This is a genomic window from Thermus parvatiensis (assembly GCF_001535545.1).
GTDB lineage: Bacteria > Deinococcota > Deinococci > Deinococcales > Thermaceae > Thermus > Thermus parvatiensis.
Map to the genome: position 1 here is coordinate 1,387,859 of NZ_CP014141.1, position 15,524 is coordinate 1,403,382.

Consider the following 15,524-nt stretch of genomic DNA (forward strand, 5'->3'; position numbering starts at 1 on the left):
TTCCATCGGGTGCACGATGCCGCCGCGGAGAGACCTGAAAAAGATTCTCATCATTGGTTCCGGGCCCATCACCATCGGCCAGGCGGCCGAGTTTGACTACTCGGGAACCCAGGCGGTGAAGGCCCTTAGGGGAGCGGGCTACCAGGTGGTCCTGGTGAACTCCAACCCCGCCACCATCATGACCGACCCGGAGCTGGCCGAACGCACCTACATAGAACCTCTCACCCTGGAGTTCCTGGAACGGGTCATCGCCAAGGAGCGCCCCGACGCCCTCCTCCCCACCTTGGGGGGCCAGACGGGCCTCAACCTGGCCATGGCCCTCTACGAAGAGGGCATCCTGCAAAAATATGGCGTAGAACTCATCGGGGCCAAGGCGGAGGCCATAAGGAAGGGCGAGGACCGGGAGGCCTTCCAAGAGGCCATGCGCAAAATCGGCCTCGAGGTTCCCCGGGGCCAGATGGTGGGAAGCGTGGAGGAAGGCCTCCACTTCGCCCGGGAGGTGGGCTTCCCCGTGGTCGTCCGCCCCTCCTTCACCCTGGGAGGCACGGGGGGCGGGATCGCCCACGACGAGGCGGAGCTCGTGGAGGTCCTCTCCCGCGGCCTCACCCTCTCCCCCGTCCACACCGCCCTCGTGGAGGAGTCGGTCCTGGGCTGGAAGGAGTTTGAGCTGGAGGTGATGCGGGACCACGCCGACACCGTCGTCATCATCACCAGCATTGAGAACGTGGACCCCATGGGGGTCCACACGGGGGACTCCATCACCGTGGCCCCGGCCCAGACCCTCTCCGACGCCGAGTACCAAAGGATGCGGGACGCCGCCAAGGCCATCATCCGGGAGATCGGGGTGGAGACGGGGGGGTCCAACATCCAGTTCGCCGTGGACCCGAAGACGGGCCGCCAGGTGGTCATTGAGATGAACCCCCGGGTCTCCCGCTCAAGCGCCTTGGCCTCCAAGGCCACGGGCTTCCCCATCGCCAAGATCGCCGCCCTCCTCGCCGTGGGGTACCGCCTGGACGAGCTCCCCAACGACATCACCCGCAAGACCCCGGCCTCCTTTGAGCCCACCATTGACTACGTGGTGGTGAAGATCCCCCGCTTCGCCTTTGAGAAGTTCCGCCCCTTGAGGAACACCCTGGGGGAGCTCAAGGACGAGCTCACCACCCAGATGAAGTCCGTGGGGGAGGTGATGGCCATCGGCCGCACCTTCAAGGAGGCGCTGATGAAGGCCCTGAGGGGCCTGGAGCGGGACGTGCGGGCCTTGGCCGGGGTCAGGACGGAGGAGCTGGAGAAGAAGCTCTACCCCAACCCGGACCGGGTCTACGCCGTCATGGAGCTCCTTAGGCGGGGGATGCCCGTGGAGGAGCTCTACCAGGCCACCCGGATAGACCCTTGGTTCCTCCACCAGATGAAGGAGATCGTGGAGGCGGAGGAGTGGCTCAAAACCCACCCCCCAAGGACCGGGAGGACTGGCGCTTCTACAAGGGGCTTGGCCTCACCGACCGGAGGATCGGGGAGCTTTTGGGGAAGGGGGAAAAGGAGGTGCGGGCCGAGAGGAAGGCCCTAGGGGTGGTGCCCGTCTACAAGACGGTGGACACCTGCGCCGCCGAGTTTGAAGCCTACACCCCCTACCACTACTCCACTTACGAGCTGGAGGACGAGGTCTGGCCCTCCACGAAGCCCAAGGTGGTGATCCTGGGCTCCGGGCCCATAAGGATCGGCCAGGGGGTGGAGTTTGACTACGCCACGGTCCACGCGGTCTGGGCTTTGAAGGAGGCGGGGTTCGAGACCATCATGGTGAACTCCAACCCGGAGACCGTCTCCACCGACTACGACACCGCCGACCGCCTCTACTTTGAGCCCTTGACCCTGGAGGACGTCCTCAACATCGTGGAGCACGAGAAGCCCATCGGGGTCATCGCCACCTTGGGGGGCAGACCCCCCTAAAGCTCGCCAAGGGCCTGGAGGAGGCCGGGGTGAGGCTCCTCGGCACCCCCTTTAGCGCCATCCACCAGGCGGAGGACCGGGAGGCCTTCCACGCCCTCTGCCAAAGGCTCGGCATCCCCCAGCCCGAGGGCCGGGTGGCCCAGACTCCTGAGGAGGCCCTAAGGCTCGCCCCGGAGGTGGGCTTCCCCCTCCTCGTCCGCCCAAGCTACGTTCTCGGGGGGCGGGCCATGCAGGTGGTGCGGGACGAGGGGGAGCTTAAGCGCTACCTGGAGGAGGTCTACGCCCCCCTGGAGGAGAGGCCCTCCATCCTCCTGGACCGCTTCCTGGAAGGAGCCATAGAGCTAGACGTGGACGCCCTCTCGGACGGGCAGGAGGTCATGGTGGCCGGGATCATGGAGCACGTGGAGCGGGCCGGGGTCCACTCTGGGGACTCGGCCACCCTCCTTCCCCCGTCCACGTCTCCGAGGAGGCCCTAAAGAAGGTCCGGGACTACACCCGCCGCCTGGCCCTCACCCTCGGGGTGCGGGGGCTTTTGAACGTGCAGTACGCCGTGGTGGGGGAAGAGGTGTACGTCCTCGAGGCCAACCCCCGCGCCTCCCGCACCGTGCCCTTCGTCTCCAAGGCCATCGGCGTCCCCCTGGCCAAGCTCGCCGCCCTCATCGCCGTGGGCAAGACCCTAAAAGAGCTCGGCGTGCGCGACCTGGACCCCGTCCCCCCCTACTACGCCGCCAAGGAGGTGGTCATCCCCTGGATCAAGTTCCCCGGGGTCATCCCCGAGCTTGGGCCAGAGATGCGCTCCACGGGGGAGAGCATGGGAATCGACCAGGACCCCTACCTCGCCTACTACAAGGCGGAGCTCGGGGCCGGGCAACGCCTCCCCCTCTCGGGCCGGGTGCGGTTCATCGGGGAGGGGCTGGAGGACCTCAAGGCCCTCTACCGGGAGGCGGGCTTCGCCCTCACCGAGGGCCAGGACTACGACCTCCTGATAAGCCTCGTCCCCGACCCCGAGCTGAGGCGGGCCGTGGAGCGGGGCCTCCCCTTCATCACCACCCGGGAGGGGGCGTGGTGGAGCCTGAAGGCCATCCTGCGGGCGCGGGAAAGCGGCCTTAGGGTGCAGAGCCTTCAGGACTGGCACCAGAAGGCCCTTGGGGGATAGGCTTTCGGGGCCGGGGCGAGGCCCTCCCGGCCCCAAACCCCCGCCCTCCGTGTACAATAGGCCCCAATGAAGCTGGTCATCGCCATCGTCCAGGACACGGACGCCCCCGGGCTCACCAAGGCCCTCCTGGAGCGGGGCTTCCGGTCCACCAAGCTCGCCTCCACGGGGGGGTTTCTGAGGGAGGGGAACACCACCTTGCTCATCGGCCTGGAGGACGAGAAGGTCCCCGAGGTGCTGGAGCTCATCAAGGAGAAGTGCCGTACCCGCACCCGCCTCGTCTCCCGGGGCCTGCCCTTCGCCGAGGCCCTCGACCCCTTCCTGGTCCAGCCGGTGGAGGTGCAGGTGGGCGGCGCCGTGGTCTTCGTCCTGCCCGTGGAGCACTTCGTCAAGCTATGAGGCGCCTTGTCGTCCTCCTCCTCCTCGACCTGGGGGCCGCCTGGGCCCAGATCGCTGCCCCCCTGGAGCGCTTCTCCCCCGGGCCCCTCCCGGAAGGGGCCCGGGTCCAGACGGAGGCCCGGTCCGGCCGCCTCTACGCTGTGCGTTACGAGGGCCCGGTGAACGCGAGCCTTATGGGCCGGATCCTCGCCTCGGCCACGGGGGTTCCGGGCCACGCCCAGGGCTTCGTGGCCTGGTACGGGAAGAACCAGGTCCTCCTCCGCCAGGGCCCTGTGGAGCTCAACGTGGAGGGCGCCTTCCTCCTCAAGCTCGCCGTGGGGGCCTGGGCCGAGATGGAGGTGCGGCCCCTCCTCACGGAGGAGGCCCTCTTCGGGGAAGACCGGCACGTCCTCGGGGAGAAGGGGGTGGTGGTCCGGGTCTTCTCCGACTTCCAGTGCCCCTACTGCCAGCGCCTCGCCCAGGAGGTCCTCCCCGCCCTCAAGGCCATGGCCCGGGAGGGGCGGCTCCGCCTCGCTTACCGCCACTTTCCCCTTTACGAGATCCATCCCGAGGCCGTGCCCGCGGCGATGGCCAGCGAGTGCGCCGCAGCCCAGGGGGCCTTCTGGGCCTACCACGACCTCCTCATGGCGGGGTCCGGGTGGGACTACCCGGCCCTGGCGAGGCGGCTCGGCTTGGACCCCAAGGCCTTCCAGGCCTGCCTCGAGGACCCCGCCTCCCGGGCCCCGGTGGAGGCGGACCGGGCGCTGGCGGAGAGGCTCGGCCTGCCCGGCACCCCCTCGGTCTTCGTGGGGCCCTTCCGCCTTCCAAACCCCTTTGACCTGGAGCGGTACCGGGACTATCTGGCCCTCGCCGAGGCCCTGTAGCCTCCCGAGGAGGTGCGCCGTGGCGTGGCCGGGACCGCTATTGCTCAAAGACCGCAAGGGCCGGGCTTACCTGGTCTTCCCCAAGGAGGGGGGCGTCTTCCACCACCACAAGGGGAGCGTCCCCCACGAGGCCCTCCTCGAGGCGGGCCCCGGGGGAGTGGTGCGGACCCACCTGGGGGAGGAGCTTTCCGTCCACCGCCCGACCCTCGAGGAGTACCTCCTCCACATGAAGCGGAGCGCCACCCCCACCTACCCCAAGGACGCAAGCGCCATGGTGACCCTCCTGGACCTCGCCCCGGGGATGCGGGTCCTCGAGGCGGGGACGGGCTCCGGAGGCCTCACCCTCTTCCTGGCCCGGGCCGTGGGGGAGAAGGGCCTGGTGGAAAGCTACGAAGCCCGGCCCCACCACCTGGCCCAGGCGGAGCGGAACGTGCGGGCCTTCTGGCAGGTGGACAACGTCCGCTTCCATCTGGGAAAGCTGGAGGAGGCGGAGCTGGAGGAGGCGGCCTACGACGGGGTGGCCCTAGACCTGATGGAGCCCTGGAAGGTCCTGGAAAAGGCGGCCCTGGCCCTGAAGCCGGACCGGTTTCTCGTGGCCTACCTGCCCAACATCACCCAGGTCCTGGAGCTCGTCCGGGCCGCCGAGGCCCACCCTTTCCGGCTGGAAAGGGTCTTGGAGGTGGGCTGGCGGGAGTGGGAGGTAAGACTTCCCGTGGCCCACCCCCGGTTCCAGCAGGTGGGGCACACCGCCTTTCTCGTGGCCCTTAGGCGATGGAAGGCCTTCTAATCCACGCCGTCTTGAGGGAGCTTGCGAAGGAGCTCCCCGCCCAGAACCTCGGCCTCGCCTTCCCCGAGGAGGGGACGGTGGCCATTCTCCTTAAGGGCCGGACGGGGCGGCTCTTCAACCTCGTCCTCCACTACCGCCCGCCCACCCCGAGCCTTGCCCTGGAACCGGGGAGGCTCCAGGGGGAGCCCAAGACCCCCTTCCAGCGCCAGCTCCAGGCCTGGGTCAAGGGGCCTTTGGTGGAGGCGGAGCAGCTTAAGCTGGACCGGGTGGTTTTCTTCCGCTTCGCCGGGGAGAAGGGCTTCGTGGACACGCCCCCCTCGGTGCTGGTCTTTGAGGCCACGGGGCGGAACGCCAACCTCATCCTCCTGGACGAGGAGGGCCGGATCCTCGGGGTGGACCGGGTCATCACCAAGGAAGTGAACCGCTACCGGGAGCTCAGGCCGGGCCTCCCCTACACCCCCCCACCCCCCTACCGGAAGCTGGACCCGAGGACGCTCACCGAGGAAGACCTCCGGGTCCTCCTGGGCAAGCCCCTCAAGGAGGTGATCCGGCACGTGGACGGGGTGGGGCAGGAGCTCATGCGGGAGCTGGCCCGGAGGGCGGGCCTCACCCCCGAAACCCCCCTGGACGAGGCGGGGCTTAGGCGGGTCTACCAGGCCCTAAGGACCCTGGTGGAGGACCCCTCCTTGCGCACCGAGCTTTCCGAGGAACTGATGCGGCGCTGGGCCGAGGAGGAGAAGGAAGCCCTTAGGAAGCCCCTCCTCGAGGCCCTGGACCGGGAGATCCGGACGCTCAAGGCGAGGCTTGGCGACTACCACGAGGCCCTAGAGCGCCTGGAGGAGGCCGAAGCCCTGCGGAGGCGGGCCGACCTCCTCCTCGCCCGGCTCAAGGAGGTGCCCAAGGGGGCGGATAAGGTGGTCCTCGAGGGCTTTGACGGGAAGCCCGTGGAAATCCCCCTGGACCCCGCCCTCTCCCCCCAAGAAAACGCCCGGAAGCTCTACGACCGGGCAAGGCGCCTGGAGGAGCTCGCGGAAAGGGCCCTGGACCTCATCCCCAAAACCGAGGCCCGGATCCGAGAGCTGGAGGCGGAGAAGGAAAGGCTTAGGACCCTGGACCTGGAGGGCCTCCTCGCCCTCGCGCAAAGGCCCAAGGGGGAGAAGGGGCCGAGGATCGGCCTCCGCTACACCTCCCCTTCCGGGTTTTTGGTCCTGGTGGGCCGGAACGCCAAGGAGAACGACCTCCTCACCCGTGCCGCCCACTCCGAGGACCTCTGGTTCCACGCCCAAGGGGTGCCGGGAAGCCACGTGATCCTGAAGGCCGAGGGCAAGAACCCGCCCCTGGAGGACCTCCTCTTCGCCGCAAGGCTCGCCGCCTACCACTCCAAGGCCCGGGGGGAGAGGCAGGTCCCGGTGGACTACACCCGGAAAAAGCACGTGTGGCGGCCCAGGAAGGCCGCCCCGGGCCAGGTGCTCTACACAAAGGCCAAGACCCTCTTCGTGGAGGGGCTTCTCCCCGAGCCCAGGGAGGAAGCCTAGCCCGCCGCTAGACTTCCTCCCTGGGCCTCAAGACCCGCCGCCAAAGCCGACCTAGGCACACGGGCGGGCGCCAACCCCTAGGGCCTCCAGGCGCCCCGCACCGCAGGCTTTGGACCAGCGTGGGGTGGTATTAGCCGCACGCTCCCTCCTCCACATCAAGGTCCAGGCTTTCCCACAGGGCCCTGTCCCGCTCCCAAGGGCTCCCCGGCTGGGTAAGGTAGCCCTGGAGGAAGATGCTGTTCACCATCCGGAAGGCCAGGGGCTCGTACGGGCCCAGATACCTTTCCCGCCCCGCCGAGGCGCGGAGCTCGGCCTTGGGGTTCAAAAGACGGAAGAGGATCAGGGCCTTCAAGGCACGCTCGGGGGTAAGCCCCGCCACCGTGCGGCCATCCCCTAAGGGGGTGCCGGGGATGGGCAGGAGAAAGTTCACGGGAAGGCTCTCTACCCCTAGTTCCCTCAGGGCCAAAGCCATCTCGTACACCTCCTTGGGACCTTCCCCCATCCCCAGAATGACCCCCGAACAGAGCTTTAGCCCCGCTTCCCTAGCCCGCTTTAAGGTCCACAAGCGGTCCTGGTAGGTGTGGGTGGTGGCGATCCTAGGGTAAAGGCTTGGGGCAGTGTTGAGGTTGTGGTTGTAGTAGTCAAAACCCGCCGCCTTTAAGGCCTCCGCCATACCCTCTTCCAAGAGCCCTAAGGAGGCGCAAAGCTCAAGGGGAAAGCGCGCCTTGATGGCTTGCGCGGCCTCACCGAGGCGCTCCAAAACCTTAGGGGTAGGCCCCCGCAAGGCGGCCACTAAGCAGAAGCGGCGGGCAGAAAGGCGTTGGGCCTCCTCGGCCCTCTCCAAGATCTCCTCCAAGGAGAGCAGGGGGTACCGGGCGATGGCGGCTTGGGATCTAGCGGACTGGGCGCAGTAGGCGCAGTCCTCTGGGCAGAAGCCGCTTTTAACGTTGAGAAGACGGACCAGCTTGAGCCGCCGTCCGAAAAAGTACTCCTTGACCCGGATGGCCGCCTCCGCCAAAGCAGGCAGGGCCTCGGGTGGGGCCTCGAGGACAAAAAGGGCTTCCTGTAGGCTCAAGGGCCTTTCGGCCAGGCGAGGAGGGTCCAGATCGGGCCACGCCATGTTCGTAAACCAAAATAAACTAAGAAAGTTTACGAAAGCAAGGGGCGCGTTGCCCAAATCACGGCCGTGCCCTAAACTTAGACCCCGTGAAGCGGGTGATGTTCCACGCCAAGATCCACCGGGCCACCGTGACCCAGGCCGACCTCCACTACGTGGGCTCGGTGACGGTGGACCAGGACCTCCTGGACGCCGCCGGGATCCTTCCTTTTGAGCAGGTGGACATCTACGACATCACCAATGGGGCCCGGCTCACCACCTACGCCATCCCCGGGGAACGGGGGTCCGGGGTCATCGGGATCAACGGGGCCGCAGCCCACCTGGTGAAGCCGGGGGACCTGGTGATCCTCGTGGCCTACGGGATCTTTGACGAGGAGGAGGCGAGGAACCTCAAGCCCACCGTGGTCCTGGTGGACGAGAGGAACCGGATCCTCGAGGTGCGCAAAGGGTAACCCCTCGCGCCCGCGGGGAAGAAGAGGACATGAGGCGCCTTAGGCTCTACTTGGAGCTCGTCCGCTTTGAGCACACCCTCTTCGCCCTCCCCTTCGCCTATGGGGGGATGCTCCTCGCGGCGGGAGGCTGGCCTGGGTGGCCGACCTTCCTCCTCGTCACCCTGGCCATGGTGGGGGCAAGGACCATGGCCATGGCCCTAAACCGACTCATTGACTGGCGGCTGGACGCCCTCAATCCCCGCACGCAGAACCGCCACCTCCCCAAGGGCCTGGTGAAGCCTTGGGAGACCCTTTTCCTCGCCCTTTTGGGGCTTTTCCTCTTATCCTACGCCGGGCTTTCCCTGAACCCCTTGACGGCGAGGCTTCTTCCCGTGGCGGTCTTTTTCCTCACTTTCTACAGCTACACAAAGCGCTTCACCTGGTTGTGCCACTACGTCCTGGGCCTCACCATCGGGGCGGCGGCCGCCGGGGGGTGGATCGCCGTCACGGGGAGCTTCGCCCCCACGGCCTACGCCCTTTGGGCGGGGGTGGGGCTTTGGATCGCCGGGTTTGACATCCTCTACGCCACCCAGGACTACGCCTTTGACCGGGCCCATGGGGTAAAGAGCATCCCCGCCCGCTTCGGGATCCCCCAGGCCCTCCGGGTGGCCCGGGCAAGCCACCTCCTGGCCTGGCTCGCCTTCCTCTGGGCCGGGGTGAGCTACGGCGCCGGGCCCCTCTACTACCTGGGCCTTCTCCTGGTGGGAGGGCTTCTCCTCCTGGAGCACCGCCTCGTCTCCCCCGAGGACCTCTCCAAGGTGGAGGTGGCCTTCTTCCAGGCCAACGTGGGCGTGAGCCTGGGGATGTTCTTCTTCATCGTCTTGGACCTCCTCGCCCGCGGGGCTTGACGGGAGGGGCGGGCGGGCGTAGCCTAGGCTTACCGACCGGTCGGTGAGCCATGGGCACCCCTACCCGCACGCGCATCCTCCAAGAGGCCGCCAAGCTCTTCACGGAGAAGGGCTACGAGGCCACCAGCGTCCAGGACATCGCCCAGGCCCTTGCGCTTTCCAAGGCGGCCTTGTACCACCACTTCCGTAGCAAGGAGGAGATCCTCTACGCCATCAGCCTCCTCGCCCTGGAGGGCCTGGTGGCGGCGGGGGAGAAGGCTTTGAACGTGGAGGACCCTAAGGAGGCCCTATGCCGCTTCATGGAGGCCCACGCCCGCTACTTTGCGGAGAACCGCCCCTTCTTCGTGGCCATGCTCCAGGGGATCCAAAGCCTCTCCCCGGAGCACCGGGCCGAGACGGTGCGCCTTAGGGACCGGCACGAGGCCAACCTGCGGGCGATCCTCAAGCGGGGCATGGCGGCGGGGGTCTTCCGGGAGGTGGACGTGGCCCTGGCGGGGCGGGCGGTGCTTTCCATGCTCAACTGGATGATCCGCTGGTTCCGCCCCGAAGGCCCCATGCGGGCTGAGGAGGTGGCCCGGGGCTACTGCGGCCTGATCCTGAGGGGGTTAGCGAATGGAGATCCCGGAGCACAAGGCGCTTAGGGAGGTGGCCCGCCGCTTCCTGCAGGAGGCGGGGCCGAGGCTAAAGGAATACGAGGAAAAGGAAGCCTTCCCCTGGCCCCTGGTGGAAAAGATGGGGGAACTCGGTTTCCTCGGCGTCTTTGTGCCCGAGGAACTCGGGGGGCGGGATTGGATTTCTTTGCCTACCTGGCCCTTTTGGAGGAGATGGGGGGGTGGGCCTCCTTGCGCTCCATCCTCTCGGTGCAGCAGAGCCTGGTCCTCACGCCCCTCCTTGCCTACGGGACGGAGGCCCAGAAGCGGCGCTACGTCCCCCCTTTGGCCCGGGGGGAGGTCCTCGGGGCCTTCGGCCTCACCGAGCCCGAGGCGGGGTCGGATGCGGGAAGCCTCAGAACCCGTGCCTATCGGGACGGGGACTTCTACGTCCTGGAGGGCCAGAAGACCTTCATCTCCCACGCAGGCGTGGCCGAGGTCTTCCTCATCTTCGCCAAGACCGACCCCGAGAAGGGGGCCAAGGGGATCACCTGCTTTTTGGTGGAGCGGAAGGACGGGGTGAAGACGGCGCCCCTCAAAGGGAAGCTAGGCCTTAGGGCGGCGGACACGGGGATGGTCTACCTGGACGGGGTGCGCATCCCCAAGGAGCGGGTCTTGGGGAAAGAGGGTGAGGGTTTCAAAATCGCCCTTTCCACCCTGGACACGGGGCGCATCTCCTTGGCGGCGGGGGCGGTGGGGCTTATGCAAAGGGCTTTGGATCTCTCCCTCGCCTACGCCCGGGAGAGGAAGCAGTTTGGCAAGCCCCTGGCGGCCTTCCAGCTCATCCAGGAGCACCTTGCGGCCATGAAGCTGGACCTCGAGGCGAGCCGCCTCCTCACCTACCGGGCGGCCCAAAAGAAGGTGAGGGGGGAGGCGTATACCCTCGAGGCCAGCATGGCCAAGCTCTTCGCCTCCGAGGCCGCCAACCGGGTGGCTTACCGGGCCATCCAGGTCCACGGGGGGTACGGCTTCTTTGAGGAGTACGAGGTGGCGAGGCTCTATCGGGATGCCCGCATCCTCACCCTTTACGAGGGGACGAGCGAGGTGCAGAAGCTCATCATCGGGGCCCACCTCACGGGGATTCGGGCCTTCGCCTAAGGAGGGAACCCATGCCCATGTACTTTGAGGACTTTGAGGTCGGCCAGCGCTTCACCACCCCGGCCCGCACCGTCACCGAGGCGGACGTGGTGAACTTCGCTGGGGTCTCGGGGGACTACAACCCCATTCACACCGACGCCGAGTTCGCCAAGTCCACCCCCTTCGGCCAGCGCATTGCCCACGGGCTTCTGGTCCTTTCCATGCTCACGGGGCTCAGGCAGCGCGCGGGCCACTTTGAGGGGACGATCATCGCTTGGCTGGAGATCCGGAACTACAGGTTCCTGAAGCCCGTCTTCATCGGGGACACGGTCCGGGGGGAAAGCGAGATCCTGGAGAAGCGGGAGACCTCCAAGCCCGACCGGGGCATCCTGGTGCAGCGGGTGAGGGTCTACAACCAAAGGGGCGAGGTGGTGCAGGAAGGGGAGTTCGTGACCATGGTGCGGCGGAGGCCCTCCCCGGGCGCCTAAGGGTTATACTGGGTCTAACCCAATGGAGGGGGAAAGGATGAACGCGTTCCCGAGCACCATGATGGACGAGGAGCTGAACCTTTGGGACTTCCTGGAGCGGGCGGCGGAGCTTTTCGGGAGGAAGGAGGTGGTCTCCCGCCTCCACACCGGGGAAATCCACCGCACCACCTACGCCGAGGTCTACCAAAGGGCCAGGAGGCTCATGGGGGGCCTCAAGGCCCTAGGGGTGGGGGTGGGAGACCGGGTGGCTACCTTGGCCTTCAACCACTTCCGCCACCTCGAGGCCTACTTCGCCGTCCCCGGAATGGGGGCGGTCCTCCACACGGCCAACCCAAGGCTTTCCCCCAAGGAGATCGCCTACATCCTAAACCACGCCGAGGACAAGGTCCTTCTCTTTGACCCCAACCTCCTGCCCTTTGTGGAGGCCATCCGGCCCGAACTGAAAACGGTGCAGCACTTCGTGGTTATGGACGAGCAGGCCCCGGAGGGCTACCTGGCCTACGAGGAGGTCCTGGGGGAGGAACAGGACCCCGTGCGGGTGCCCGAGCGGGCGGCCTGCGGCATGGCCTACACCACGGGGACCACGGGCCTTCCCAAGGGGGTGGTCTACAGCCACCGGGCCCTGGTCCTCCAGAGCCTGGCGGGCAGCCTCACGGACGGCACCGCCCTCTCGGAGGCGGACGTGGTCCTCCCGGTGGTCCCCATGTTCCACGTCAACGCCTGGTGCCTGCCCTACGCCGCCACTATGGTGGGGGCCAAGCAGGTCCTGCCGGGGCCCAGGCTGGACCCCGCCTCCCTGGTGGAGCTCTTTGACGGGGAGGGGGTTACCTTCACCGCCGGGGTGCCCACGGTCTGGCTCGCCCTGGCAGACTACCTGGAAAGCACGGGCCACCGCCTCAGGACCCTAAAGCGCCTGGTGGTGGGGGGAAGCGCCGCGCCCAGGAGCCTTATCGCCCGCTTTGAGGCCATGGGGGTGGAGGTGCGCCAGGGCTACGGCCTCACCGAGACCTCCCCCGTGGTGGTGGTGAACTTCATCAAAAGCCACCTGGAGAAAGATCTTACCCCCGAGGCCCGCATCGCCTTCAAGGCCAAAACCGGCCTCCCCATCCCCCTGGTGCGCCTAAGGGTGGCGGACGAGGCGGGCCGCCCCGTGCCCAAGGACGGGAAGACCCTGGGAGAGGTACAGCTCAAGGGGCCTTGGATCACCAAGGGCTACTACCAAAACGAGGAAGCAAGCCGAAGTGCCCTCACCCCGGACGGCTTCTTCCGCACCGGGGACATCGCCGTCTGGGACGAGGAGGGGTATGTTGAGATCAAGGACCGGCTCAAGGACCTCATCAAGTCGGGCGGAGAGTGGATCTCCAGCGTGGACCTGGAAAACGCCCTCATGGGCCACCCCAAGGTGAAGGAGGCGGCGGTGGTGGCCATCCCCCACCCCAAGTGGCAGGAGAGGCCCTTGGCGGTGGTGGTGCCCAGGGGCGAGAAGCCCACCCCGGAGGAGCTGAACGAGCACCTCCTAAAGGCCGGCTTCGCCAAGTGGCAGCTTCCCGACGCCTACGTCTTCGTGGAGGAGATCCCGAGGACATCCGCGGGCAAGTTCCTCAAGCGGGCCTTAAGGGAGCAGTACAAGAACTACTACGGAGGCGCCTGATGTTCCTGGAAAAGTTCCGCTTGGACGGGAAGGCCGCCCTGGTGACGGGAGGGTCGCGGGGGCTTGGCCTCGAGGCCGCCCTGGCCCTCAAGGAGGCGGGGGCTAAGGTGGCGGTGATGGCCCGGCGGGCGAGCTTTTTTGAGGAGGCCCGGGCCCAGTTGGGCGAAGATGCCCTCTACTTAGAAGGGGACGTGCGGGACGAGGCCCGCCTCGAGGCCATCGCCCAGGAGGTGGAGGAGAAGCTTGGCCCCCTCACCATCCTGGTGAACGCCGCCGGAATCACCTGGGGGGCGCCTTCCCTGGAGATGCCCGTGGAGAAGGTGCGGGAGGTTTTGGAAGTGAACCTGGTGGGGGCCTTTCTGGCGAGCCGGGTGGCGGCCCGGCGCATGAAGGAAAGGGGCTACGGCAAGATCGTCCACATCGCCTCCGTGGCCGGGCTCAAAGGGGAGTACCCTGAGGTCCTGGACGCCGTGGGCTACTCCGCCTCCAAAGGAGGCCTCATCGCCCTGACCCGGGACCTGGCGGTGAAGTGGGGAAGGTGGGGGATAAGGGTGAACGCCCTCGCCCCCGGGTTTTTCCCCACCCGGATGACAGAGAAGGTCCTTCCCCGGACGGAAGCCCTCCTCAAGGCCACCCTTCCCTTGGGCCGGGCGGGCAGGCCCGGGGAGCTGGGGGGAGCGGTCTTGTTCCTGGCGAGCCCCGCTTCGGACTACATCACCGGGGCCATCCTCCCTATAGACGGCGGGGCCACGGCCCTCTAGCCATGTCCTTCCGAACCCTGCTCGCCGTCCAGGCCGAGGCCAGGCCGGAGCACTACCGCACGGCGGAGGCCTTTAAGAAGCGGGTCTTCGCCCTCCTCGAGCCCCTAAGCGGCACCCCCGCTCCTAGGCTCGCCGCCTTCCCCGAGCTCTTCGGCCTCCCCCTCCTCCTCCACCTGGAAGGCGGGTTTGCCCCCAAGGCCCTCCTCTTGGACCCCCTCCTCCCCTGGCGGCGGGCCCGGCAGGCCTACGGCGTCTTCCTCGAGGTCATGGCCGAGGCCGCAAAGGCCTTCGGCGCCTACCTCCTCACAGGCTCCCTCCTCTCCCCTCCCTACGAGGAGGAGCTCGCCCGAGGCCGGTTCAGCCGCACTTCCTTCTTCCAGAACCTCGCCCTCTTCTTTAACCCCAAGGGCCGCCTCCTCGCCCAGGTGCCCAAAATGGAGCTCACCCCCAAGGAAAGGTGGCTCCGGCGGGGCCATTTCGGCCCCCACCTGGTGGAGACCGAGGCGGGGAGGGTGGGGATCCTCATCTGTCTGGACGGCTTTTACGAGCGGCACCTCGCCCGCCTGGACGCCCTGGGGGCGGAGGTCCTCCTCCAGCCCTCTGCTAACCCCGCCCCCTGGGAAAGGCCTTGGCCCCCGACCCCGCCCGCAAGGAGGGGGAGGTGTGGGTGGCCTCGGCCCAAGCGCGCCTCCTCGGCCGGGAGCACCTCCGCCTCCTCCTCAACCCCATGCTGAACGGGGAGGTGGCGGGCCTAGGCTTCCAAGGGCGAAGCGGGATCTACGCCCCCGGGGAGGCCCTCCGCCTGGCCCAGGCCCCCACCGGGGACGAGGCCCTACTCCTCCGCCTCTAGGCGCTCGGGGTAGAGGCGCACGGGCACGGCCCGGACCAGGGCCTCCTTTAGCCTCTCCCAGGCCCGGTCCGCCACCTCCTTCTCCAGAAGCGGGGCCACCTCCTCCAAGGGGTAGCGGCCCGGCGGGACCACCCGCTCCAGGAGGATCAGGTGGTAGCCGAACTCCGTCCGCACGGGGCCCGAAACCTCTCCCGACCGCAGGCGAACGAGAGCCTCCTCAAAGGCGGGGACGTAGGTGCCCTCGGGGGCGCACCCCAGGTCCCCGCCCTCCTCCTTGGAGCCCGGGTCCTGGGAGACCGCCCGGGCCACCTCGGCGAAGGCCTCCCCCCGGGCAAGTCGCAGGCGGGCCTCCTCCGCCTCCTCCCGGGTGGGGACGAGGAGGTGCCGGGCACAGTAGAGGGTGGGGTGGCGGTACTCCGGGGAGAGGAGCCAAAGGGCCTTGAGGGCCGCCTGGGAGACAGCGAGCCGGGAGCGGTACCGGGCCTCCAGGGCCTCGAGGGCCATGGCCTCGGCCACGAGCCTGCGGTAGGTCTCAAGCCCTGGGACGCCCGCCTGGCGGAGCGCCTCCTCCAGGGCCCCCTCCTCGGGGAAGGCCTCCTTTAGAGCTTGGACCCGGGCCTCCACGGCGGCGGGGTCCGGGTAGAGCCCCTCCTTCCGGGCCCGCTGGAGGAGGGCCTTTTCCTGGGCGAGGGCCTCGAGGAAAGCCGGCCGGTAGGCGGCGAGGAGGGCCCGGGCCTCCTCCGTGTCGGGTAGGCCAAGCTGGGCCAAGGCGCTCCGCACGAAGAGGCCGTAGCGGAGTTCAAACGCTTCCCGGGTGATCGCCTCGGGGCCCACCTGGGCCACCACCTCCCCCTGGGCCGAGGCCAGGGGGGCGAGGGCCAAAGCCAGGGCCAAAAGAAACGCGCGCATG

General features: G+C 67.9%; 12 protein-coding genes and 3 pseudogenes. 13 read left to right on the forward strand and 2 right to left on the reverse strand.

Annotated features, from left to right (window positions below; translation table 11 throughout):
* Nucleotides 1-16: 16 nt before the first annotated feature.
* The 5 genes and pseudogenes from carB to AV541_RS07610 all read left to right on the forward strand — a co-directional run bounded on the left by carB (nt 17) and on the right by AV541_RS07610 (nt 6,681).
* Nucleotides 17-3,100: pseudogene (gene carB / locus AV541_RS07590) on the forward strand (carbamoyl-phosphate synthase large subunit).
* A gap of 66 nt (nt 3,101-3,166) precedes the next feature.
* Nucleotides 3,167-3,496 (forward strand): cyclic-di-AMP receptor, encoded by a 330-nt coding sequence (locus tag AV541_RS07595; protein WP_060384625.1) that lies wholly within the window; start codon nt 3,167-3,169, stop codon nt 3,494-3,496.
* Nucleotides 3,493-4,359: a DsbA family protein gene (locus tag AV541_RS07600; protein ID WP_060384626.1), complete on the forward strand. Its 867-nt coding sequence runs from the start codon at nt 3,493-3,495 to the stop codon at nt 4,357-4,359. Before AV541_RS07595 ends, AV541_RS07600 begins: the two co-directional genes overlap by 4 nt.
* Nucleotides 4,360-4,378: 19 nt before the next feature.
* The gene (trmI, locus tag AV541_RS07605) at nt 4,379-5,146 is read left to right on the forward strand and encodes a tRNA (adenine(58)-N(1))-methyltransferase TrmI (RefSeq protein ID WP_060384627.1); all 768 of its coding nucleotides are present in this window, start codon (nt 4,379-4,381) and stop codon (nt 5,144-5,146) included.
* Nucleotides 5,131-6,681 carry an Rqc2 family fibronectin-binding protein gene (locus tag AV541_RS07610; protein ID WP_060384628.1) on the forward strand — a complete coding sequence of 517 codons (1,551 nt, stop codon included), beginning with the start codon at nt 5,131-5,133 and terminating at the stop codon, nt 6,679-6,681. The genes trmI and AV541_RS07610 overlap by 16 nt, the downstream gene beginning before the upstream one ends.
* 130 nt (nt 6,682-6,811) lie before the next feature.
* Here the strand turns inward: AV541_RS07610 and bioB are convergent, their stop codons facing one another.
* Nucleotides 6,812-7,801, reverse strand: coding sequence for a biotin synthase BioB (bioB, locus tag AV541_RS07615; RefSeq protein ID WP_011228065.1), 990 nt, complete (start codon nt 7,799-7,801; stop codon nt 6,812-6,814).
* 98 nt (nt 7,802-7,899) lie between these two features.
* Here bioB and panD point away from each other — a divergent pair, with 98 nt between their 5' ends.
* From panD to AV541_RS07655, 8 genes and pseudogenes are all read left to right on the forward strand, one after another.
* Nucleotides 7,900-8,250 carry an aspartate 1-decarboxylase gene (gene panD / locus AV541_RS07620; protein WP_014510033.1) on the forward strand — a complete coding sequence of 117 codons (351 nt, stop codon included), beginning with the start codon at nt 7,900-7,902 and terminating at the stop codon, nt 8,248-8,250.
* Between the two features lie 29 nt (nt 8,251-8,279).
* Nucleotides 8,280-9,137 (forward strand): menaquinone biosynthesis prenyltransferase MqnP, encoded by an 858-nt coding sequence (mqnP, locus tag AV541_RS07625; protein WP_060384629.1) that lies wholly within the window; start codon nt 8,280-8,282, stop codon nt 9,135-9,137.
* A gap of 50 nt (nt 9,138-9,187) precedes the next feature.
* The gene (locus tag AV541_RS07630; protein ID WP_008631976.1) at nt 9,188-9,778 is read left to right on the forward strand and encodes a TetR/AcrR family transcriptional regulator; all 591 of its coding nucleotides are present in this window, start codon (nt 9,188-9,190) and stop codon (nt 9,776-9,778) included.
* Nucleotides 9,750-10,885 (forward strand): annotated as a pseudogene (locus AV541_RS07635) (acyl-CoA dehydrogenase family protein). The gene AV541_RS07630 and the pseudogene AV541_RS07635 overlap by 29 nt, the downstream one beginning before the upstream one ends.
* An 11-nt stretch (nt 10,886-10,896) precedes the next feature.
* Nucleotides 10,897-11,352 carry a MaoC family dehydratase gene (locus tag AV541_RS07640; RefSeq protein ID WP_060384630.1) on the forward strand — a complete coding sequence of 152 codons (456 nt, stop codon included), beginning with the start codon at nt 10,897-10,899 and terminating at the stop codon, nt 11,350-11,352.
* A gap of 37 nt (nt 11,353-11,389) precedes the next feature.
* The gene (locus AV541_RS07645; protein ID WP_060384843.1) at nt 11,390-13,003 is read left to right on the forward strand and encodes a long-chain fatty acid--CoA ligase; all 1,614 of its coding nucleotides are present in this window, start codon (nt 11,390-11,392) and stop codon (nt 13,001-13,003) included.
* Entirely contained in the window at nt 13,003-13,764 is a 762-nt protein-coding gene (locus AV541_RS07650) for an SDR family oxidoreductase (RefSeq protein WP_008631971.1), read from the forward strand. The genes AV541_RS07645 and AV541_RS07650 overlap by 1 nt, the downstream gene beginning before the upstream one ends.
* A gap of 2 nt (nt 13,765-13,766) precedes the next feature.
* Nucleotides 13,767-14,614, forward strand: a pseudogene (locus AV541_RS07655) (nitrilase-related carbon-nitrogen hydrolase).
* Here AV541_RS07655 and AV541_RS07660 read toward each other — a convergent pair.
* A complete protein-coding gene (locus AV541_RS07660; protein WP_060384631.1) occupies nt 14,597-15,523 on the reverse strand; it encodes a peptidylprolyl isomerase in 927 nt (308 codons plus the stop codon). The pseudogene AV541_RS07655 and the gene AV541_RS07660 sit on opposite strands and share 18 nt — an antisense overlap.
* Nucleotide 15,524 lies beyond the last annotated feature (1 nt).